Here is a 21,024-nt window from a genome sequence, read left to right as displayed (position 1 = left end):
CTAGCAAACTTTGCGCTTCTAGAAAAAAACAAGACTGAACAGTAATCAGTGAACAGTGAACAGTGAACAGTAATCAATAAAAAACTGATAACTGATAACTGATAACTGAATAACTGATAACTGTCAAAAAACTCCATATCCTGTATATACTCTCATTTCAGGAGCTTGAAATCCTAAAACAATATCATCTTTAGGAACCCCTCGCTCTACAAGTTCTTGAGCCACTCTCATTTCCGTCATATTCTGCTCAATTGAAATTTTTCCCTGCTTAATATCCAAATGTAAAACACAGCCATAAACTCGTCGATGACCATCCCAACCCACATTCATAACCATATAATGGTCTTGTTTTGTATCAAAAACCGTGTAGCAATCAATCTGACCATTTGCTATGGGAATAGCAGCATAAGCCGTCAGCAATGACTCAATGATATGGCGATAAGACTCTAGGGTATCCATTGTAAAATTACCTCTTGAATCGGGTCATAAATAATTTGTTTAATTTGATATCTCTCTACAGATATTTGGGCAAATTCCCGCTTGAAAAAGACTTCGTAAACACCTACAGGTACTGCTAAATAGAGAATTCGAGTTGGATCACTGATTTCTAAAGCCAGTCGATAATTCAAAAACTGTCCCAACGCAGCATGGTAATCTGTTAGTGGTGAATCACTCAAAAATGTTTTAATTTCAACTGCAATTTTTTCTTCACCTCGCTCTGCTGCTAACAGTTGTTCAGCACCTAAATCTATTTCAAATTTAGTTCCGCCAACCTCTAGTCGTAGAGGATCATCGGTTATCCTCCACTGCTGCTTTTCTAAAGCAACTCTAACCACAGCATGAAATTTATCTTTAGCAGCCATAGTTGATTTTTTCTGATTTACTTCATATTTTAATGCGTAGGTAAGGTAATCAATCAATTCCAAAAGCTGCTTTCCCATCCTTCACCGTAATCATCAACGTCATAGGTGCAACAGGTGAAGCAACAAAACCACATCTCTCGTAAAACTGCTTTGCATCCTCCGAAATTGCATGAACAAGGATAGCTCTAATTCCTGCAATATTCGCAGCTTGTAATGTGCGAAGTATTGCATCACGCAATAAAGCATGACCAATTCCTTTTCCTTGCCAGTTAGAGTCTACAGCAAGTCTGCCTATCACCATTACAGGAATTGACTCTGGCATATTACGTCTAATTCTACCGGTTGCAGTGGGATTCAATACACTACCGTTAGCAAGACAATAATAAGCAATAACTGTTTGTTCAATTGTGACAACATAAGTTCGAGACGCACCACTATCTTCGTTTTTCAACGCCCGTTTCTGCAACCATTCATCTAATTCGGCATTACCTGAATTAAAATCTGTTAACTTATGTTCTGGTTTAATTGGTTGAGGCGGCTGCAATATTTGATTTAACTCTTTTTCCACACTCAATCCCAAGGTGCTGTTTCACTCAGCAATTGACGCAGATTTTCATTAACTGATGGTGGCGCATCCAAAATTGCCATAAACTCTTGGAATTTCTCATCATCTAACACAAATATTCTACGGTCTAGTAAAACAGCTTGGGCTTCTCGACAAGCCGTTTCTAGCATAAAATCCGAGCGATTTTTGCCCAAGGCTTCAGCCGCTAAATCAATCAAATCTCGTTGCGCTTGGTGTGCGCGGATGTTGATGGTTATATTACGGTTTTGATTTTCCATATTTACAAATATATCAACTATGTATATACAATGTCAACACAAACTTGGTGTTATGGCATCAAAAATCAGAAATGCAGATTTAGCAATAGAGACGTTGTAATGCAACGCCTCTACATCTAGGTTATTGCATCAAAATTTGCCGGATTAAAATACTCATCACCTCATCTGGGTTAGCAGTTGGTAGCAGAGGACTCCAATCGCCCACACTGGCGTAACCATTCATTTGCAAATGGTGAATTGTGCTGGTTACAGCTTTAGCCGAACCCATCAGGATATGCTTTATCGGTTCTCTGTGGGGATTGCGGGTGGGTGTAGTTGAATCTTCCTTTGGGTACTGTTCTAGTTTTGATTGTGCCATCATTATATTTAGACTCCGATAGTGGGTTGAGATAAAGGCGATCGCCCTCCGGCCAAAGATGTGTGCGATCGCCTTTATCATGCCTTTATATTAATGTATAAAATTATACGTGTCAATCATAAATACAAAAATTCTTGTTAACAATTATCCAGATTTAACAGGGATTAAATAATAGTAAATAGTCAGGCGATCGCCTTAAAAAATCAGCATATTGTTTTACTCAAACAAGTAAAAAATACTTTAAAATTATATACATAGGTATCAGCAGTCTATTATTTTATAATCATGACAGCTATTACATTCAACCTCAACTCAATTGTTCAAATCACTGACGAGCAATTTTATCAACTGTGTCGAGAAAATCCTGATGTCAAATTTGAACGTAATGCCAAAGGAGAAATAATTGTTATGCCACCTACAGGGGGAGAAACCGGAAAACGTAATGCAGGATTTACCGCAGATTTTGTGATTTGGAATCGGACATATCAACTTGGTGAAGTATTCGATTCTTCCACCTGTTTCAAACTTCCCAATGGTGCAAATCGTTCACCTGATGTAGCGTGGATAAAAAAAGAGAGATGGGATGCACTCACACCACAAGAAAAAGCGAAATTTCCCCCAATTGCGCCAGATTTTGTTCTAGAGTTAATGTCTCCTAGTGATGACTTGGAAGAAATCCAAGCCAAAATGCGAGAATATATAGATAATCAAGTTAAACTTGGTTGGTTAATTAATCCTCAAGCCAAGCAGGTGGAAATTTATCGTCCAGGTAAGCCAGTAGAAATTTTAGATTCGCCTACACAGCTATCAGATGAAGATATACTACCGGGATTTATTCTAGATTTAGGAATAGTTTGGAATTAAATGATTATTTGCGGCTTTCTGGTTGGTTAATCGGGATTTCAATCACAAATTCTGCTCCTTTTTGCGGTGCTGAGTTGCAATATAACTTACCGGCATGTCTATCTACTATAATTTGATAACTAATTGATAGACCTAATCCTGTACCCTTACCGACATCTTTAGTAGTAAAGAAAGGGTCAAAAAGTTTAGAAATTGCAGATTGAGTAATTCCCATACCATTATCTGATATATGGATAGCGATTCGGTTACTATTAATCCGTTCCGTGCGGATACAAATTTTTCCTTGTTTGCCGACAAAAGCATCATCTAAAGCATCAATAGCATTACTCAAAATGTTCATGAATACCTGATTGAGTTGACCAGGATAACACTCTATTAGTGGTAATTTGCCATATTCCTTAATAACTTCAATTTCTGGATGATCTTGTTTACATTTGAGACGGTTGTGTAAAATCATTAAAGTACTTTCTATACCTTCATGAATATCTACTTTTTTGAATTCAGCTTCATCCAAACGAGAGAAATTACGCAGCGATAATACAATTTCCCGGATGCGTTGAGTTCCTACTTGCATAGACTGGAGTAGTTTAACTAAATCTGTTTTGAGAAATTCAAGGTCAATATCTGCTATTTCCGCTTGAATTTCTGCGGGAGGATCAGGAAAATGTTGTTGATAAAGTTCTACCAGTCCTAATAAATCTTTAGTATATTCACTGGCTGGAATCAGATTACCGTGAATAAAATTAACTGGATTATTAATTTCATGGGCTACACCTGCAACCATATTACCCAAAGAAGACATTTTCTCACTTTGAATGAGTTGAGATTGAGTACGTTGAAGTTCTGATAAAGTATTTTCTAAATTTCTGGCTTGTTCTTGTAATTGCATTACTGCTTGTTTGCGTTCAGTTTCTGCCTGTTTGCGTGATGTAATATTTAACGTTGAGCCAACAATCTGATAAATTCTGCCTTGACTATTTTTCAAGGGATTAAGAGTAGTAAACCACCAAGTTTCTGCACTATCAAAAGTTAAACATTCTTCATAATTAATACTATCACCAGCATCTACACAGCTTTGATAACGTTGAGTTATACCAGCACCTTCAACCTCACCATGTAATTCTTCTGGAGTTTTACCTACAATTTTTTCGTGATTAATCCCGACGATTTTTTCTGCGGCTGAGTTACAACCAGCAAAACAAAATTTACCATTTTCTAAAACATTGACTACAAATATTAATTGGGGAAATCCATCATAAATAGTGCGTAAAAATTGCTCCTTCTCTTGTAATGCAGCTTCTGCTTGTTTGCGATCGCGGATATCACGCGTAATAGTTGATAGATATAAAGGTTCACCAGTCTCAGGATTTTTGATCAAAAAAAGATTGTAATCAACAGGTATTGGTTCTTCGGTTTGAAAGTGTCGGAAACGATATTCGCCTTGCCAGACACCATCTCTCATCACTGTAGGAATAATATGCTGATATACATATTCTTTATCTTCTGGGCTAAAGCATTGATCAATTGTGAAATCTTCACTAAAACTTTGACTATCTAATCCCAACAGTTGTTTGCCAGCTTCATTCAAGAAAATAGGTTTTCCTATTAAGTCAGCGCAGCCAATAAAATCACTGCTATTTTCAATTAGAGAAACGAACACTTGCCGTTCTTTTTCAGCTTGCTTACGTTCTGTGATATCGGTGACAGTGACAACTAGTTGATAAATCTCGGAGGAACTATCAAACAGCGGCGTGACATTAAACAACCACGAAATTTCTTGTCCATCTAGTAAGAAAGATTCTTCAAAAAATATAGTCTTGCGAGATTGGATACATTCTCTGTAGTGTTGACGATAACGATGTGCCACATCAGCAGGTAATCCTTCTGCCATTGTTTTACCCACCAAAGATTCCAATGGTATCGAAATAAGGTTGAGAATAGCAGGATTAAATTTAACGTAACGAAACTCTGTTCCTTTATCTAAGATATCTAAAACATAGATACCATAGTCTACGCCTTCCCAGATGCTTTGCAAAAACTGTGCCTGTTCTTTGAATTGTTGTTCAGTTTGTTTAGGTTTGCTAATATCAGCCAAGTAACCATACCAAATAATAGCTCCGTCTACTTGCATTTCTGGTCGAGATACACCTCGCACCCATCCCTGTTGACTAAAGGTATTTCCTACACGCCACTCATATTCAAACTTTTGCAGAGTTTGGGCAGAGTGCATAATTGCAGCTTGCAACCCAGACAAATCATCAGGGTGGACATTAGCAAATCCCACAGTCGCATCTTCTTCAACTTGTTTTGGTTCTAGCCCTAAAACTTCTCGGCATCCAGAAGAAACAAAGGGGAAAGACATAGTACCATCAAGATCAAGCCGAAATTCATACAGCATTCCTGGTACGTTATCTGCCAACTTCTGAAATCTGGCTTCACTTTGGCGTAAAGCCGCTGTACATTCTTCTAATTCTTTCTTGAGTTGTTGGAGTGCGATTTCATCTGAGTTCCTGTATGACTCGGTGTGCTGACACTGGACAACCACCTGACGCAACTCTCTTAGTTCCTTTTGCAGGGAGTCGTAAGTATTTTTATCTACAGTAATCAGGTTGCCAGCCATAGTTTTATTATTTGCCTATTGGGGAACTGAAGTGAACTTAAGTTATATGTTTCCCAATCTCAGACAAACAAGAACTATAGCTGCAATAAAATTCTATATAAATAGAGGTTAATATCCCCGACTGCTTAAATCAGTCAGGGATATTTTTATTTACAAATGATTGAGTAACTCACCTAATTGATGTTTAATCAATAAACCTTTGAGAGTGGCATTTTCAGCTTTTAAAGCCATATTTTCTGCTTCTAATTCCTTAATTCTATCTTGTAAAGCTTCCTTAGTTGTACCTTGCCGATGAATCACAACTTCTTTATAAATAGCTAAATTTGCATCCTCATTCATCCAGCGTTGATAAGTTTTAGTATGCTCCTGTACTGTATGCCCCATGTAATCAGCCATCGTTTTAATCGGCACTCTTAACCGATGACCACGAATTGCATAAGCATGACGCAAATCATAAGGTCTAAATCCGATGTCAGCAGTTCTAAATTTAACTTGCAGTTTGGCAGTTTTATTACTCAGAGTTCCGGCATTATAAGGCAATTTAATCTTTTTCAAATCAAATAATTCTATCCAATGGGGATGTATGGGGGGAATTCCACAACTGCGTTCACCTGTTTTAGTACCTTCAGTTAAACTAGGATTTAAAGTAACTAAATGAAAGGTATTTGCTGCATCTATAAAAGCATCTATATCAACAGCAAATAATTCATGGGGTCTTAAACCATAAGTAGCTAACATCCCATAAGCCCATTGCCATTGCTCTGGTTCTGTCATGTTATCTTTACTAGCGTATACAGATAATGGACTACCAATTTTGCTAAATCCCTGAATAATTTCTTCGTCGGTTGGCACTTTGCGAATCGTTGGGTTGGGTTTAGGGGTAGCGTAACTATAAATTGTAGCAAAGTTAGTAATTCCGCAAAATTCACAAAACTTTTTTAACTGCCAAACCAAGAAAAAGCGAGATGAGGTATTAGGTTTAGTTTTTTCTAACGCCACTTCTAATGCTTGGGAAGACATGAGCATATCTGGCGGTAATTTTTTCAGATGCCGAAAATAATGAGTTTCCCAGGTGCGGATTCCTTGCCTATTTTGTTCATGAGTTTTCCAAAATTGGCGCTCATATTCTTGAATTAATTCACTGATGAGTTTGGTAGATTTTGCCGTGTCTGGCAGTTCGATTTTTTGGGCTTGTTTACCTAGTAATTCAGGAGTCCATTGAAATTGTTTAGTGATTAATAATAAGTCTAATTCTCGCGCTTTTAAAACTGCTATTTTCAAGCCAGTATCATTAGCAGCAAAACCACAAGAAATTGTATATTGTTTATTAGGACTACCTTGTTTACCAATATCGCCCGGTCTACAAGGAAATGTACCTTGTAAACCGATAGTTTTATGACTAGTTAATTTAAGTTTGATTTTGACCTTTTCTAGACTTAATGCAGAGTTAGCTTGCTGAAGAGAAAATTTGATTCTTAAATATTCCCGTTCTATTTTGGCAAATTCATCGGATGCAGGGTGTTTTGCTTTCCACTGCTTCCATTTAGATGGTTCCCATTGGTCAATTGTTATACCATCCCATTCAGCTTTACGGGGGTCGTAGGTGCTGGTTGCGTTACTGGGCATGATGATTTAATTTGATTGCATTAGTCTTGGTTTTGAAGATAGCTAATCACAGTCAAGAAGTAAAGCCAGAATAAATTAGTTAAGGCACAATTTGCAAATCTATACGGAATTGATACTCAGGACACTGAAGTTAAGAAAGGAAGTATGGCAGTACAACTATTATGAGTTCTAGATATTTATTACCATTTATCGTTGTGGCGATCGCAGCCAGTCTTGGCAGTTGTAGTTCTAATCCTACACCCACATCTAGCAAAATTGACGACCAAGCCCCAGCACCCACCGCTACCACCAATCCCGCCCCAACACCTAGCCAAAGCCCTAGCATGGCGCAACTACGAGCCAGAACTACCAAGATTGAGCCATTGGAAGCAGCACCCAAAACAGAGACAAGTAAAACTGTCAACGTTACCCTCTACACCAGCGATACCCAATGTCAAGAACTAATTCCTCAAAAGGTAGAAGTACCAGCAACCGAACCTGTAGCCAGTGCAGTTGGTAAAATTGTCGCAGAAAGAGACACCGCCGACTTTAGCTTGTCCGGTTATCGAGTGAATGTAAAAAATGGCGTTGCTACCGTTGATTTGCGCTTATCTCCTCAATCTAAGCGCCAAATAGCCTCACTTTCTAGCTGCGAACAGTTTGCTTTATTTGGGAGTGTCCGCAAAACCTTGATGAGTAATTCGCAATGGAAAATTAAAGACGTGCGCTTCACAGAGAAAGGCGAAGAAATTGTCCTTTAGTGATGGGTGATTCTGTCCTACTTCTCAACTATCAAGAATCTCTTCTTCGAGTGGGCAAATTTTGCCCACTCTACTTGAAAAAGGGGTGTAAGGGTATAGGGATAGGTAAACTTAAAATTGACTGCGGCTCAAGTTTTGCAAAGATAATCAAATTACCTGACCAATACCCTTGAGAATTTGCCAAATATTATACAGTTCTCTGGCAGATGTCAACAAAGCAAACACCCGCGATAAATCGTATTTTGGTGTACCTGCTTCTCGCTTGACTTTGATATAAGTTTCTAAATTTACTGCTAAATAAAGCTCACGCTCTGGTTGTTTTTCTCGCAGGACAATACGATAGTTCAAAAACTGACCAAGTGCGGTATGAAATTCAGATAAATTTGAGGGAGCCAGAAAACTCTTAATTTCAACAGCAATCTTTTCTTGATCTCGCTGTGCAGCAATTAAACGTTCAGCACCCAAATCGATAAATACTTGATCATCTTCTAGTTGTAACGATAAGGGATTGTTAGTGATTGTCCAACCATCTTTTTACAAGGCTAATTTTACAACTTGATGAAATATATCTTTTGTTGGCATATACTATATCTTCCCAAAAGCAATCTCCTTGTCAAGTATCCCAGAATGTAAAAGAAAGAACCAATAGTTCCTAGGGTGGGCAAATTTTACCCATCCTAACTAATCAGATTGAGTTAACAGCCATTGTTCAATTAATTCCGTCACAATATCGCTCATTTGTCGTTCTTGAGAAACGGCCGCAGACTTGAGTTGCCGATGCAATTGTTTAGGCAAATAAATAGTTGTACGGATATAATCTGGGTCAGTACTTTTAGTGCGAGAAGTGGGTTTTTCGTCAACAGTTGGAAGTTGATCTCTGAGTTGACGACTACGCGCAGCATCAATTAAATCATCAAAACGGCTAGTTTTTTTCTTGTTATTCATTTTAATTATTTCAATATTTCTTTTCCCGCTTCAGCGTAACACCGCCAAGCAATTTGAGCGTAAGAATCTTTTACAGCATTCACCGGGACTCCTTCTAAAGCCGCACGTTGAAATACAGCTAAACGGCGAATTCCTGATTGGAATACAGGTAAATTTGCACTCAATAGAGTTGTTCTCGCTTCTTCGCCAGCCTTATTAGGATAAGGGGGAATGATAGTTAGTAAAATTCGATACTTGATTTTGAGTTTTTGCAGTGAATCTACCATTTGGATTGTTGCAGCTAAAGCGATCGCATCTGGTGTAGTTGGTATAACTAATAAATCACAACCTTTCGCTAGAGTTTTTAATTCATCTGCATCCGGTCTAGCTGGGGTATCAATGACGATATGTTCATAGAGTTTAGCTAAACTCACTGCTTGCGCTTCATCTGCAACTTTAAACGGTAAACAGCCTCTATTCGACCAATCTAAAGCACTACGGTTTAAATCTCCATCTACCAATAGTGTGTCAGCTTTGTTCTGCAAGTATGTAGCTAAATGCAACGCGGTCGTTGATTTACCTACCCCTCCTTTAAATGCGGCTACGGTGATGATCATTTTATTTTCAACAGGAAATAACGCCAAGATTTTACTCAACTTAAACATTTAAACATCTAAATAACTAAATGTCTAAACATGCAGATGTTTAATTGCTGAAATATTTAAACATGAAAATTAAGTACATAAATTATTGATGCACAAAATTATTTCAGTAAAATGTGACATAAAAGTATTTAATACTACTAGTAATAGATGTATACTAAAATAGTACAAAAGTACTTTTATGGCTGGAAAATCTGCTGAGGTTAATAGATAGACAGGTGTACCGAAAAGTTTTACAATCTGTTTCATCAAAGTAAATCTACTTACTGCACCATCAACCCAAGCATAGTAAAGATTTTCTGGTGATTCTGCCCGCCCGTGGAATCATTCTATTAAGATAAGAAAGTCTTTATGAGAGGGTAGAAACAATGGATGTAAAACTGATCCTAGTTGGATTAACAGTAATATTTACTGTTGCGTGCCTGTTTTTTGGTACGAAAAATGGATTTTATGATTCAGAGAACTATCATGGCAATGGCTCTGCACATTAACTAGCAGTCATAAAAAGAAACTAAGAGCTAGAGACAAGAGACTAATGAGTAATATTTTTACTCAGCACTCACCACTCAGCACTTTTTCCGGCTAAATCATGCCCAACTTTTATGAACCAGTACAGGTTTGTAAAAAGCGTTCTCTCCAATCAAAAATCCGTAATCTCAGGGTATATGGGCGCAGTACAAAACTTAGCCCTATGTCACAAAAGCAAAATCTCCAAAACTCCTAGCTTTTGCGATATATCAAAGGTGATTAGATTGGAGGGGGGAAAGCATGAGGGATAATCTGTCGGCATCCTCTCGCTTTGATACTGAGGAAACAAATGTTGAATTAAACTGTTTTCCTTACAGTGTCCAGCATAATGATGAGGGTGTATGTTTACTGGTCAAAATGGGGCCGCATCGCATTCTGCTAGATTGTGGAATGGATAATATTGCTTCCTTACACAAGGGGCTAACTAAGTCGGCGCGTCGAGGTAGTTCACCCTTACCAGCAGATGTGGTATTGATCAGTCACGCTCACCCAGATCATGCCAGGGGTGTGTTGGCATTACACAAAGCTTTCCCACTATTACCTATTTATGCCAGCGAAGTAACTACCAAGTTACTGCCATTGAATTGGCCAGAGCAGAACCCCACAGAAATTCCCCAATTGTGTCATGCTCTACCATTGCGATCGCCTATAGAATTGCAAGAAGGTTTAGTAGTAGAGTTATTTCCCGCCGGACACTTACCAGGGGCAGTAGCAATTTTACTCACCTATACAACCGAGCAGCGCTCTTACAAAGTACTATATACAGGCGACTTTTTCTTATCAAATTCCCGGCTAGTAGAAGGTTTGCGCTTAGAAGAATTGCGGGGACTAGATGTAAATGTGCTGATAATCGAAGGTACTTATGGCACATCCCGTCATCCCCACCGCCGTAACCAAGAAAATCAACTAGCAGAACGAATTAATCGGGCGATCGCAGAGTATCATTCTGTCATCCTCCCTACACCAGCATTAGGTTTGGGACAAGAACTACTAATGCTACTGCGAAGTCATCATCACTTCACCGGGCGAGATTTAGATATTTGGGTGGATGGTACCGTAGCTAAAGGTTGTGATGCTTATCTAGAATTACTCGCCTATCTTCCCCCATCCGTGCAGAACTTTGCCCGCCATCAACCCTTGTTTTGGGATGAACGGGTACGTCCTAGAGTCCGACGCTTGCAACCAGAACGGCGTACTGTAGTTGGACAGTCACCCTGTATTGTTCTCACAGACTCAACCGCTGATTTAGGTGAATATTGCCAACCCAATACAGGCCCTTGGCTGATTCTCGTACCCGAAAAAATTGATATAAAAATTAATAAACAATATTTAGCCCCCACCACAGTAGAAAGCTACCTTCTTGCCCAACATAGTGACGGCCCTGGGACAACTCAATTAATTCACAATTTGCGTCCCCAGCACGTCCTATTTGTCCACGGTTCGGCTGCTTACCTAGCTGATCTCACTAGTTTAGAAGAATTACAAAACCGCTATCATATCCATTCGCCATCAGCTGACACCTTAGTCGAAATGCCGATTGGGGATACATTTGTCCAGCCAGCTGCACCAGAAACTAACTACGAAGGTGAACTGACAGAATTAGCCACAGTCATCACCATTAGCTTACCAGAAGCAATTACAGAAGACCCGCGTTGGCGGGAGTTTGCCGATACTGGCTTAATTGAAGCGCGTTGGCAAGGAGAAGAAATTGTCTTGCGGGGGTTGTCGCAAAGAGAATTACTCAATCAAAATAGCGATCGCTATACTTTATCTGATGTTGACTGCTGTGGAACTTGCCGACACCAACGAGGACAGCGCTGTTGGAACCCTGTTTCGCCTTTATATAACTTTAAAGTCACACTGGAAGGTTATTGTCCAGCTTTTGAACGCATATCAACAACTGAGTCCTGAGTCAGGAGAGATTAATCTCACTCACCCAGGACTTAGGACTGTGCTTTTAGTTAATCAGGATTGGAGTCGGTAAAACGGTTACGGATGCGTTCAGCTTCAGGACAATCTTCAGTTAGGAGAGGTTCGACATTACCCCGTGGTACGGAAGCTAACTTTTGAGTGACAGCGCCAATACTTTCGAGGCGAACCATTTCTTCCCAAGAACAAACTTCGTCTTCCTCATCCGTTTCATAGCGTAGCGTCACCAAATCTCCCTCTATGTCGAGGATGCGGGCGCGTTCGATCCAGCGTTGCTGGTCCCGCAAGAAAACACATACCTCCCGCCCATCGCAACACAGTTGATAAATCTTGCGGTGTAGCATGTACTGCTTCTGCCTTTTTAAACAACGTACGTTAAACCTGAAAAAATTTGGGTTTTACCCCAATAGATTACATCCCTAGAGAAAGTTAGTTTCACGGTTAAGAATGTAGTGCGTTTAATGACCCTGCCTTTGAATTTAGGTAAATTTTGGATCATAAACTAGTAGCTACTGCACCCGTTAAACTCAATCTCTTTCAGGGTTGTAAGAGAGAATGTCTACTTCATAGAAGTCAGACAATCCGGGATTTGTCCTAACCAGTTTAACAGCTGCTGGTGAGTCTTTCCTATCATTATGTAATAATAAATACTCCAAAACAAGCGGTGATTGCGGTTGTTTAAGTTGCCTACTTGTAGTCATGGGCATTACTGGGAAGTCTGGGGAATCTGCTGTACTTTTACCCCTGTGTAATTGATCTTAACTCATTATTTTGCTGACCTTCATTGTTTTCAGCAACAACATCTTAATGAGTTTTAATTTTTAGACTTTTACCAGGGGAGTGAGACACTCAATTTCTAGAAACTGGTTGTAAAGGTATAGAGATTGGCTAACTTAGTTAGATTTGTATTGGGTCAGAAATTTTATCAGGCGATCCGAAGAACCCTCTCGTTTGATTTTACCTGCCGTTACTGCATCATACAGATCTGCCAAAGCTACCAAATCCTCAGACTGATAGCATTTAGTCGCTAGGACTTGATGAAGTAGACCCTCAGATTCAACACTAAGATATCCAGTTTGAAAAGCAGATTCAACGAGTGCGCGAATCATTGTAGTTAGGCCATCATCAGCAACTTAATATATCTAGTGTGGAATATTTCTCTTTCCCAGTGATTGATATAAAACGTAGATACTTGTGATATTAATTACACAAAAAGTGTGATATTAATCACACTTTTTAGTGATAACACTCATATCTGATTCCTTTGTTAACCGTATAAACCACTAGAAAGAAAAGAACGTTTTTTTAGTTTTATGGTGATTTAATCATTCTTACTGAAGATAAAATATACTAAATAGCAAATTTTAATTCGTTAAAAATTATACTTAGTACAAAATTGGCGGAAATCTTCATCCCGTTGACTCAACTGCACCCAGTCAAGGTTTAAAGAGATAAATTTTTGTGACAAACGATCGCAGGCCGGGCGTTCCGTTGCGTAATGTCCAGCATCAACTAAAATTAAACCGCGATCGCGGCTTTCTTGAAACTGATGAAATTTGCAATCAGAAGTTAAATAAACTTGCGCCCCCGTTTTCACCACCGCCGAAATGTAACTCGCACCAGAACCACCCAAAACAGCCACCCGTGAAATTGTTTGGTGTAAATCAGCAGTTGGCGAGAAAATCAAATCAGGCGGCTTGAGTTGCTGTTGAATTATTCCCAGTAACTCTTGTAGTGTCAGTAATTTTTCCAGTACACCAACCCGTCCGTAACCCAAACCAGAAACAGTCGGTACAATGGGCGTAACTTCTTGAAGGTTGAGAATTTGCGCCAAAACATCAGCCGTACCGTCTTGTACTTGGTCAAAATTAGTATGAGCAGTATATATACCAATATTGTGGGTAAAAGCTGACCGTACCATTTCGGATATTGCTTCACCACGGCGGAAAGATTTGGGAGGAGCAAAAATCAAAGGATGATGGGCAAAAATTAGATTAGCATTTTGGGCGAGCGCTTCCTCCATTACCGCCAAAGTCGGCGTTAAACACACCAACACCCGCGCCGACTCTTGCAAAACACCAGGCTCAACTTGCCAGCCACAATTATCCCAGCTTTCACACCAAGCCGGATTCGCCCATGCTTCAAACCAGGTTATTAAATCAACAATTTTCATAATTAATCTAAAATATTTCAGAAAAAACCGAAACTATTTTACCCCTTGCCTTCTTCAGCGCTTTTGCGGTTGAATATTCAACTGTAATGCTAACTGCTGACGTATTTCCTGAAAAGGCTGATTCCAGACAGGCTGACTATGCCAATTCCAAGCGGTAACGGGGATAAACCCTTCACTAGCAAGATAAGTTAGCAGACGATATTCATCTTCTGGTTTACGAGAGAAAGGAAAGGGATTACGAAAGCCAGTGTCACATAGCTTATAACATGTCACCTGATCGAGACTAATGCGATGTATTAGTTCTTGCCCTTTAGCCAGTAAATAATCTAAAAAAATTAGACTGAAAGGCTCTACATTAGCGCGAGTTTGTGGTTCTTTTTGTACCCATCTTGCCCAGTCAAAACCATACATAAAATCGTGAACATAACAAAAGCGGATTTCTTGATTAATTCCAAATAACTGGCTCAGAACAACCATTTTGTTGGTAAAAGTCTTTAAAAAAGCAATAGCATCATCTCCCATTGCCAAAGCTTGCCGCAAAATACTACTTACCATAAAATCACAATCCCAAAAAATATTGCCAGGAAAGTTTTTTAATTGAGCATCTAATATACATTCCAATGTATATTGCAGATTTGATATCAATTTAATATCTGTTGTTTCTTCCGCAATTAAATTTTCTAATTCAGCAAAGCTCGTAATTAATTGTTTTTGGGGATTAAGTGATAAAGGATTTACCAAATTCTGGGACAGAAATTCATCAATAATTTGAAAGTTATAAGTAGAAGGCAGGTCTTGCTTCATACAGATTCAACTAGCCTCAGCCAATAATATATTTCATTTTATTGGCTTATATGTCTAAATGCCTAACAATATTAACTAGACATAAATAATATTAATATTTATATATTTATAAAAAAGCCGCACTTTAGCGCTCAATCTTCAAGATTGTGGATAATATAAATACCTTGAAAAGCCTGAACTGATCAAGCTTCCTCTGCGGCTAGAAGTTAAGTAAAAAAATTAGGAATAAAAACTTATCAGCTATATTTTAATTAGCCAGAAATATGGACAACTAACTCGCGCACATGACTGCGTTGACGGTGTTCCCAAACATAAATTCCCTGCCAAGTACCCAATACCAAATAACCACGATTAATAGGTATATGTTCAGAAGTGTGAGTTAATGCTGAACGGATATGTGCTGGCATATCATCCGGCCCTTCCGCATCATGGATGTATCCACCGGATTCTGGGACTAGTTTAGCCATAAAGTTAGCTAAATCTACTAATACATCGGGATCAGCATTTTCTTGGATGACTAAACTCGCGGAAGTGTGGCGTAAAAATAAAGTGCAAAGACCAGTTTTACACCAGATTCAGAGACTATCGCTTCAATTTTGGCAGTAATATTGTGAAAAGATTTGCCAGTAGTAGAAACTCTCAGTAGCTTTTGGTAGTGAACCATCTGTAGATTAATTGACTATTCACTAATAATATAGACTTTCTTAGGCAATTGGCTGCAAAGTTTAGCCACAATTTAGCTATATTATTGAATGAATAGTCAAGAGAATTATAAAATATTTTTCTGCTTATTAGGTGATGGCGATCGCTCACCAAAATTCTAGTCATTTTTTGACTAATCAGGTAAAGTTTGTCAACAAATTATAACTATCTAATTTGCTCAATTAAATTTACAAATATTTTTATTCAAACTAGCAGAATAATTATACTCGCCTTTGTGCTTTCGGGCATTATCTAGAGACTAAACTTGTCAGAATTGACTTCAGAAGTTTTTCTACCCTAGCAAGCAAAGGAAATCATTCCAATGGCACATTTGTTTGAGGCATTTAGGATTCGTGAAATCACCTTGCGTAACCGTATTGTCGTTTCACCCATGTGTCAATACTCTAGTACAAATGGATATGCTAATAACTGGCACTTAGTACATTTAGCTTCTCGCGCCGTTGGCGGTGCTGGTTTAGTGTTCACAGAAGCGGCGGCTATAGAAGCGCGTGGGCGAATTAGCCCGCAAGATTTGGGTATCTGGTCAGACGAACACATAGAAGGTTTAGTCAAAATTGTTGAATTAATTCATAACTTTGGTGCAGTTGCAGGGATACAACTCGCCCATGCAGGGAGAAAAGCCAGCACCGCCAAACCCAGTCGCGGCGGAAAAGCCTTAGATGAATCGCAAGAAGGTTGGCGACCTGTAGTTTCGAGTAGTGCGATCGCTTTTAGTAAAGAAAGTCCAGTACCAGAAGCCTTGAGTATTGGCGAAATTCAACAAATTATTCAGGCTTTTGTTCAAGCAACTCAACGTTCATTGCAAGCTGGGTTCAAAGTCATCGAAATTCATGCAGCCCACGGCTACCTACTCCATCAATTTCTCTCACCCTTAGCCAATCAGCGTCAAGATGATTATGGTGGGAGTTTTGAAAATCGGACTCGTTTGTTATTAGAAGTTGTGACAGCTGTGCGCCAAGTCTGGCCGGAAACCTATCCCTTATTTGTGCGTATCTCCGCCACCGATTGGATAGACAAAGGTTGGAACATTGAACAAAGTGTGACCTTGAGCGAAAAACTCAAAACTTTGGGTGTAGACTTAATTGACTGTTCCTCTGGGGGGATTATCCCTGGCATTAACATTCCCGTCAAACCGGGTTATCAAACGCAATTTGCTGAACGTATCCGTCGGGAAGCCAAAATCCCTACAGGTGCAGTCGGCTTAATTACCTCTCCCGAACAAGCTGAACAAATTATTCAAACAGAAGTAGCAGACTTAGTTTTATTAGGGCGCGAATTACTCCGCAATCCTTACTGGCCACATCTAGCAGCCAAAAAACTAGGACACGAAAAACTCTGGCCAGTACAATACGATCGCGCCTGGGTGTAGGTTAGAGGTGATAGGTTACAGAGAAGTCTGTTGCTGTGGTTGACATTTACTGATGTCCTAAGCAATTTGGTTACTGCCATACTCAGCACTCAGCACTTTTAACCCAGCACTTTTAAAAAAGGGAGCTGACAACAACAGCATAGATGTGTAAAGTAGTTGAGGAATATCTAACTTTCCCAACTTTTAAGCATCCATCTATGGATAGAAAAACAAAACGCCTACTGCTGCTTGTAGCTTCCTGTAGTATTGCTGGGGTCATTTTAGGTGGTACTAGCAGCTGGGCAGAGAGTAATTTGTGTTTACGTGCTAGTCAAGTTACCAGTGACTGCTTAACCCAAGACCCCATTGAAAAAACTATCCAAGGAATGAGTACCGGGTTAATCGCCGGGGCTGGGGCAGCTTTTGGTGTAGCATGGAATATCCGCCACCAAGACTAAAATTGATAGTTGCGATCGCGAACCCATAGGCTCACAGGCATAGCTTTACCCTGTGGGTCAACTTTCACCTTGACGATGATTGATCGCAATTGTCCGTCTCTCGTTTGCCGCACAGCTTGAGAAACATCATTATTTATTTGTTGCCGTTCTTCATCTGGTACATTATAGTTTTCGATCCCATACTGTACATAACCATCCTGATAAACACCTTTTAAGGCAGCTTGATTAGTAGGAAGGGATCTAGGTTGATTACTAGTTACTCGTACAGGTCTCCAAGCCCTAGGAACACCACGACTAAAAGATGGTTGCTCCTGTAAAATTACATACAAGGTAGTTCCTTCGATTAATTGTCCATTCCGGCCGCGATTTCTCCGTAATAATTCTTGCCAGCCAGAGAGTCTTCTGAGGGTAGAAATCCGAGAGATATTGTAGTCAAGCTCTAAAGAATTACCTTGCAAGACATTGCGAGAATTTACAGGTACAGTTTGCAAAATTACTTCTTTACCTGTGAGGTTAGTATACGCCGATAAGAAAGGTACTGCGAAAATAATACCCGCTTGAATTGCTAAGGGAAGTATCAACCGTCCTATTGGTAAAGGCTTATTGGCTCTTTGTTCTGTAGCTAACAAATAATCCCGAAAAGTCAGCTTCTCTGAAAATTCCGCTTCGGGAGACAATGATTTATTCTTAGTAGATTCAGAACTTTTACTAGATTCAGACTTTTTAGCAGATTCCGAAGATTCATTTTTCATGAGCGTAGTCCTAAAAATCAAGGTAGTGAGTAGAATCAAACGAAATTATTAGGACTGACGCAGAGAAACTCTCAAAACGGCGATGCACAGAGATTGCTTTTGCTGACAAATATTTATCCATGTTCATCTGCGGTGAATTAATTTTTGATCACGCAGAGTCGCAGAGGAGGACACTTGCATGGGCGGGTTTCCCGACTTGAGCAAAGTGTCCGTCGCAGAGAAGAAAATTAGGAAGATTTGGCATTACCGGAAGACTTAGAGTTAGAACCTACACGGCGTTCAAACCAAAGTCCCGCACTAATTAACGCCGAACCGCACATGACAAACACCAGAGATTTCAACAGAAGTTCAGTGTCATATTCCAGCATTCGACTAATCACTTGCAGCGTTAACAACAGCATACCGCCCCAAAACGATCGCCTGTCATTAAACTTCAATCCTTCCCGAATTAGTCCCCAAGCTAACACTGTGAACAACACATTGAAAGCAAAAACCCCCAAATCATCAATGGGGTTGATAGCTTGATGCCAGAAAGGTACTACAGCTGTGAAGCCCAAAAAAGTAACAATCAAAGGTAAATTGAAGATTGCTTCCCGACGAATAGGTTTGTTGCGTTGACGGACTAAAAACAACCATTGCAGTACCACCAAGCCACTGAGAATCCCCAAATCAATGATTGGTCGATACCCGAATATATTTATGTTACTAGTTGACGAAGAGAAATTGTAGCTAGAAGTTTGCCACAGCCAACGAAAAGACAGCACATAAAAAGCTAGACCAAAGGCTATTAATGATAAATCACGGGCTAAAGATTGAAACAGCCTGTAATTAATTGTGGGGAATAGCAGGTCATCGTAGCTCCAGAATAATGCAGGGGGCAGTGTAAAAGCAAAAGATGCCACCCAAGGCGCAGTTTCCGCAAGATTTGACAGCGGTAAGGGGTCGAGATTCAATTGTAAAGAACTGGCAAAAATAAAAGCTGCGATCGCGAAAATCCACCGAGAACGGCAGAAGTAAGCTAAGGGTACAAACAATACCCACGACAGCAAAGGCATGTGTTTAATGACTAGTATTGCCCAATTCCATTCATTGGTAGAATAACGTAAATCTCCTAAACCTGTCCAATAGCCAATCTGGATGAGGACAATTCCCAAGATTCCTAGAGAATTGAGGGACAAACAGTAAGCCATAACCAAAACGCCAAAACCCCAGGCAAAAAACAATTCTGGCGTTGAACCGTTAATATTGAACACATCAGCCATCAGGGCGATAGTTGCGCCAAAAACCATCGCGCCTAAAATGAGCAATCCTTCACCCAGGAGGCGTTGACTACGTTTTAGTTTTTTGCCTTCAGGGATGCCAATTGCGGCTTGTCTCCAGGTGTAAAAACCAGTGATAGTTGTAGCCATAAACAAACTCATCATGATGATGAATTTGACATCCCGCGACCATCCTAACCAGTTAGCAGCCACAAAAGTGATAATGCCCAAGGTGAGGAGGATACTACCAATCATGACCGCAGTCATCATCGAGCGATCGCGTGCAGCCGCTTCTAGGTTATTAAATTGATAACGGTCTGCTATTTGTTGATACTGCGAAGCACTGATTAGTCCTTCATCTCGCCATAATTGTGATTCTCGGCGTAACTTCCGCTGAAAATTATCCAATATCATGACCATCTCCAATGCAATGAGGTAGTATCACGGTCATCGTCAGAATAGCGGTTATTGTATTTTCAGTATGCAGCCAAGGTATTGTCTAGCATTGTTCTTGTGTAACAGTTTTATTAGGATTAAAAATACGTATAATTATTCACACAAATAATGGAAAAACCTTCCAATTTATTACTCAAACTCTCACGGCGTTTATTTGAAAGCACAGAAGAACAAGAAAAATTTATCGCCGCCTTAGTTAATCCCCAATCTTTTTCACCGTCTATTTTGTGGTGTCAGCCAAAACCAGAAATATCGCCCTTTGCAGTAGAAACCCCCTTAACTTGGCAACCACAATTTATCGACAGATTAGCTTTAGGAGAAAAACCCGGACAACATCCCCTACATAATCAAGGATATTTCTATTGTTTAGATTTTTCTTCTGTATTTTCAGCCTCAATTTTGTTAGCAATTACTCAGCCAACCCAGACAGTTTTTGATATGTGTGCGGCTCCAGGAGGTAAAAGTATATTTGCTTGGAAAGCTTTGCAACCAGAATTACTAATTAGTAATGAAGTGATTGGCAAACGTTTAGGTATGTTAATTTCTAACTTAAAACGTTGCCAGATTAACCCATCTATTGTACTTAACAGAGATTCGAGTATTTTTGCTGAAAGTATTCCCGCATCGAGTAATTTAGTAATTGTTGATGCTCCTTGTACGGGACAGTCTTTACTAGCTAAAGGTGAAAAAGCGCCCGGATGCTTTCATCCCACTGCAATTAATAAAAGTGCTAATCGCCAAAAAAGAATCATTGCTAACTCTGCTCAAATTGTCGCGCCTCAAGATTATCTTGCTTATATGACCTGCACCTATTCCCCAGAGGAGAATGAGCAGGTTTGTGAATGGTTTTTATCGCGCTTTCCCCAGTTTCAAGCAGTCAATGTTAACCATTTACAAGAGTATCAATCGCACCTCACAACTATTCCTTGTTACCGTATGTTTCCACAACATAGATTAGGTGCTGGTGCGTTTGCTGTGCTATTTCAAAATACTGCTGAGGGTGAGAGTCAGGAGTTAGATTTAAATGTGTTATCTGCGGTGTGGATGAATAGTAAGAATGAAGTAGAAAATAGCACTCTTGCATCGAGTTAAAA

21 protein-coding genes and 2 pseudogenes are annotated in these 21,024 nt (G+C 39.6%); 6 read left to right on the top strand and 17 right to left on the bottom strand.

What is annotated here, in order from left to right; all coding sequences use genetic code 11:
- Positions 1-123: 123 nt before the first annotated feature.
- The 5 genes from NCWK1_RS12205 to NCWK1_RS12185 form a co-directional block, all read right to left on the bottom strand.
- Entirely contained in the window at positions 124-459 is a 336-nt protein-coding gene (locus tag NCWK1_RS12205; RefSeq protein WP_103124903.1) for a XisI protein, read from the bottom strand.
- On the bottom strand, positions 447-863 hold the full coding sequence (locus tag NCWK1_RS12200; RefSeq protein ID WP_096578276.1) for a XisH family protein: 417 nt from the start codon (positions 861-863) through the stop codon (positions 447-449). The genes NCWK1_RS12205 and NCWK1_RS12200 overlap by 13 nt, the downstream gene beginning before the upstream one ends.
- A 49-nt stretch (positions 864-912) precedes the next feature.
- Positions 913-1,431, bottom strand: a complete 519-nt coding sequence (locus tag NCWK1_RS12195; RefSeq protein ID WP_245894886.1) for a GNAT family N-acetyltransferase — start codon at positions 1,429-1,431, stop codon at positions 913-915.
- 2 nt (positions 1,432-1,433) lie between these two features.
- Positions 1,434-1,706 (bottom strand): type II toxin-antitoxin system TacA family antitoxin, encoded by a 273-nt coding sequence (locus NCWK1_RS12190; RefSeq protein WP_096578272.1) that lies wholly within the window; start codon positions 1,704-1,706, stop codon positions 1,434-1,436.
- A gap of 121 nt (positions 1,707-1,827) precedes the next feature.
- Complete coding sequence (locus NCWK1_RS12185; RefSeq protein ID WP_103124902.1) at positions 1,828-2,067, bottom strand: hypothetical protein; 240 nt, start codon at positions 2,065-2,067, stop codon at positions 1,828-1,830.
- Positions 2,068-2,349: 282 nt separating this feature from the next.
- Between NCWK1_RS12185 and NCWK1_RS12180 the strand changes: the two genes are divergently transcribed.
- Positions 2,350-2,928, top strand: a complete 579-nt coding sequence (locus NCWK1_RS12180) for a Uma2 family endonuclease (RefSeq protein ID WP_103124901.1) — start codon at positions 2,350-2,352, stop codon at positions 2,926-2,928.
- 4 nt (positions 2,929-2,932) lie between these two features.
- Here NCWK1_RS12180 and NCWK1_RS12175 read toward each other — a convergent pair whose 3' ends face one another.
- A complete protein-coding gene (locus tag NCWK1_RS12175; protein ID WP_103124900.1) occupies positions 2,933-5,548 on the bottom strand; it encodes a PAS domain-containing sensor histidine kinase in 2,616 nt (871 codons plus the stop codon).
- A 150-nt stretch (positions 5,549-5,698) separates the two neighbouring features.
- Positions 5,699-7,174: an integrase gene (locus NCWK1_RS12170; protein WP_103124899.1), complete on the bottom strand. Its 1,476-nt coding sequence runs from the start codon at positions 7,172-7,174 to the stop codon at positions 5,699-5,701.
- Between the two features lie 161 nt (positions 7,175-7,335).
- Here NCWK1_RS12170 and NCWK1_RS12165 point away from each other — a divergent pair, with 161 nt between their 5' ends.
- Positions 7,336-7,914, top strand: coding sequence for a sporulation/spore germination protein (locus tag NCWK1_RS12165; protein ID WP_103124898.1), 579 nt, complete (start codon positions 7,336-7,338; stop codon positions 7,912-7,914).
- A gap of 147 nt (positions 7,915-8,061) precedes the next feature.
- On the opposite strand, the pseudogene NCWK1_RS12160 reads toward NCWK1_RS12165, so the two are convergent.
- The 3 genes and pseudogenes from NCWK1_RS12160 to NCWK1_RS12150 all read right to left on the bottom strand — a co-directional run bounded on the left by NCWK1_RS12160 (position 8,062) and on the right by NCWK1_RS12150 (position 9,455).
- Positions 8,062-8,496, bottom strand: a pseudogene (locus NCWK1_RS12160) (XisH family protein).
- Between the two features lie 99 nt (positions 8,497-8,595).
- Positions 8,596-8,859, bottom strand: coding sequence for a CopG family transcriptional regulator (locus tag NCWK1_RS12155; RefSeq protein WP_096578260.1), 264 nt, complete (start codon positions 8,857-8,859; stop codon positions 8,596-8,598).
- 5 nt (positions 8,860-8,864) lie between these two features.
- Positions 8,865-9,455 carry a ParA family protein gene (locus tag NCWK1_RS12150; RefSeq protein ID WP_103124968.1) on the bottom strand — a complete coding sequence of 197 codons (591 nt, stop codon included), beginning with the start codon at positions 9,453-9,455 and terminating at the stop codon, positions 8,865-8,867.
- Between the two features lie 813 nt (positions 9,456-10,268).
- Here NCWK1_RS12150 and NCWK1_RS12145 point away from each other — a divergent pair.
- A complete protein-coding gene (locus NCWK1_RS12145; RefSeq protein WP_103124897.1) occupies positions 10,269-11,939 on the top strand; it encodes an MBL fold metallo-hydrolase in 1,671 nt (556 codons plus the stop codon).
- Between the two features lie 50 nt (positions 11,940-11,989).
- On the opposite strand, the gene NCWK1_RS12140 is transcribed toward NCWK1_RS12145, so the two are convergent.
- The 5 genes and pseudogenes from NCWK1_RS12140 to NCWK1_RS12115 form a co-directional block, all read right to left on the bottom strand.
- Complete coding sequence (locus tag NCWK1_RS12140; RefSeq protein WP_096578253.1) at positions 11,990-12,301, bottom strand: DUF6679 family protein; 312 nt, start codon at positions 12,299-12,301, stop codon at positions 11,990-11,992.
- A 549-nt stretch (positions 12,302-12,850) separates the two neighbouring features.
- Entirely contained in the window at positions 12,851-13,066 is a 216-nt protein-coding gene (locus tag NCWK1_RS30115) for a hypothetical protein (protein WP_096578249.1), read from the bottom strand.
- 263 nt (positions 13,067-13,329) lie between these two features.
- Positions 13,330-14,130, bottom strand: coding sequence for a Nif3-like dinuclear metal center hexameric protein (locus NCWK1_RS12125; RefSeq protein ID WP_103124895.1), 801 nt, complete (start codon positions 14,128-14,130; stop codon positions 13,330-13,332).
- Positions 14,131-14,184: 54 nt separating this feature from the next.
- A complete protein-coding gene (locus tag NCWK1_RS12120; protein WP_103124894.1) occupies positions 14,185-14,934 on the bottom strand; it encodes a hypothetical protein in 750 nt (249 codons plus the stop codon).
- A gap of 251 nt (positions 14,935-15,185) precedes the next feature.
- Positions 15,186-15,598, bottom strand: a pseudogene (locus tag NCWK1_RS12115) (secondary thiamine-phosphate synthase enzyme YjbQ).
- Between the two features lie 360 nt (positions 15,599-15,958).
- On the opposite strand from NCWK1_RS12115, the gene namA reads away from it, so the two are divergent.
- Entirely contained in the window at positions 15,959-17,026 is a 1,068-nt protein-coding gene (gene namA / locus NCWK1_RS12110; RefSeq protein WP_103124893.1) for an NADPH dehydrogenase NamA, read from the top strand.
- Between the two features lie 197 nt (positions 17,027-17,223).
- On the top strand, positions 17,224-17,463 hold the full coding sequence (locus tag NCWK1_RS12105; protein ID WP_096578241.1) for a hypothetical protein: 240 nt from the start codon (positions 17,224-17,226) through the stop codon (positions 17,461-17,463).
- Here the strand turns inward: NCWK1_RS12105 and NCWK1_RS12100 are convergent.
- On the bottom strand, positions 17,460-18,215 hold the full coding sequence (locus NCWK1_RS12100) for a GDYXXLXY domain-containing protein (protein ID WP_103124892.1): 756 nt from the start codon (positions 18,213-18,215) through the stop codon (positions 17,460-17,462). The two genes, NCWK1_RS12105 and NCWK1_RS12100, sit on opposite strands and share 4 nt — an antisense overlap.
- Before the next feature lie 227 nt (positions 18,216-18,442).
- Complete coding sequence (locus NCWK1_RS12095; protein WP_187308131.1) at positions 18,443-19,888, bottom strand: DUF2157 domain-containing protein; 1,446 nt, start codon at positions 19,886-19,888, stop codon at positions 18,443-18,445.
- A gap of 150 nt (positions 19,889-20,038) precedes the next feature.
- Between NCWK1_RS12095 and NCWK1_RS12090 the strand changes: the two genes are divergently transcribed.
- Positions 20,039-21,022 (top strand): RsmB/NOP family class I SAM-dependent RNA methyltransferase, encoded by a 984-nt coding sequence (locus tag NCWK1_RS12090; protein WP_103124891.1) that lies wholly within the window; start codon positions 20,039-20,041, stop codon positions 21,020-21,022.
- Positions 21,023-21,024: the final 2 nt, after the last annotated feature.

Source organism: Nostoc cycadae WK-1 (genome assembly GCF_002897135.1).
In the GTDB taxonomy this organism is placed as follows: Bacteria; Cyanobacteriota; Cyanobacteriia; order Cyanobacteriales; family Nostocaceae; genus Nostoc_B.
Note: the sequence above shows the minus strand (reverse complement) of the source record. Positions and strands in the feature narration are given on the sequence as shown.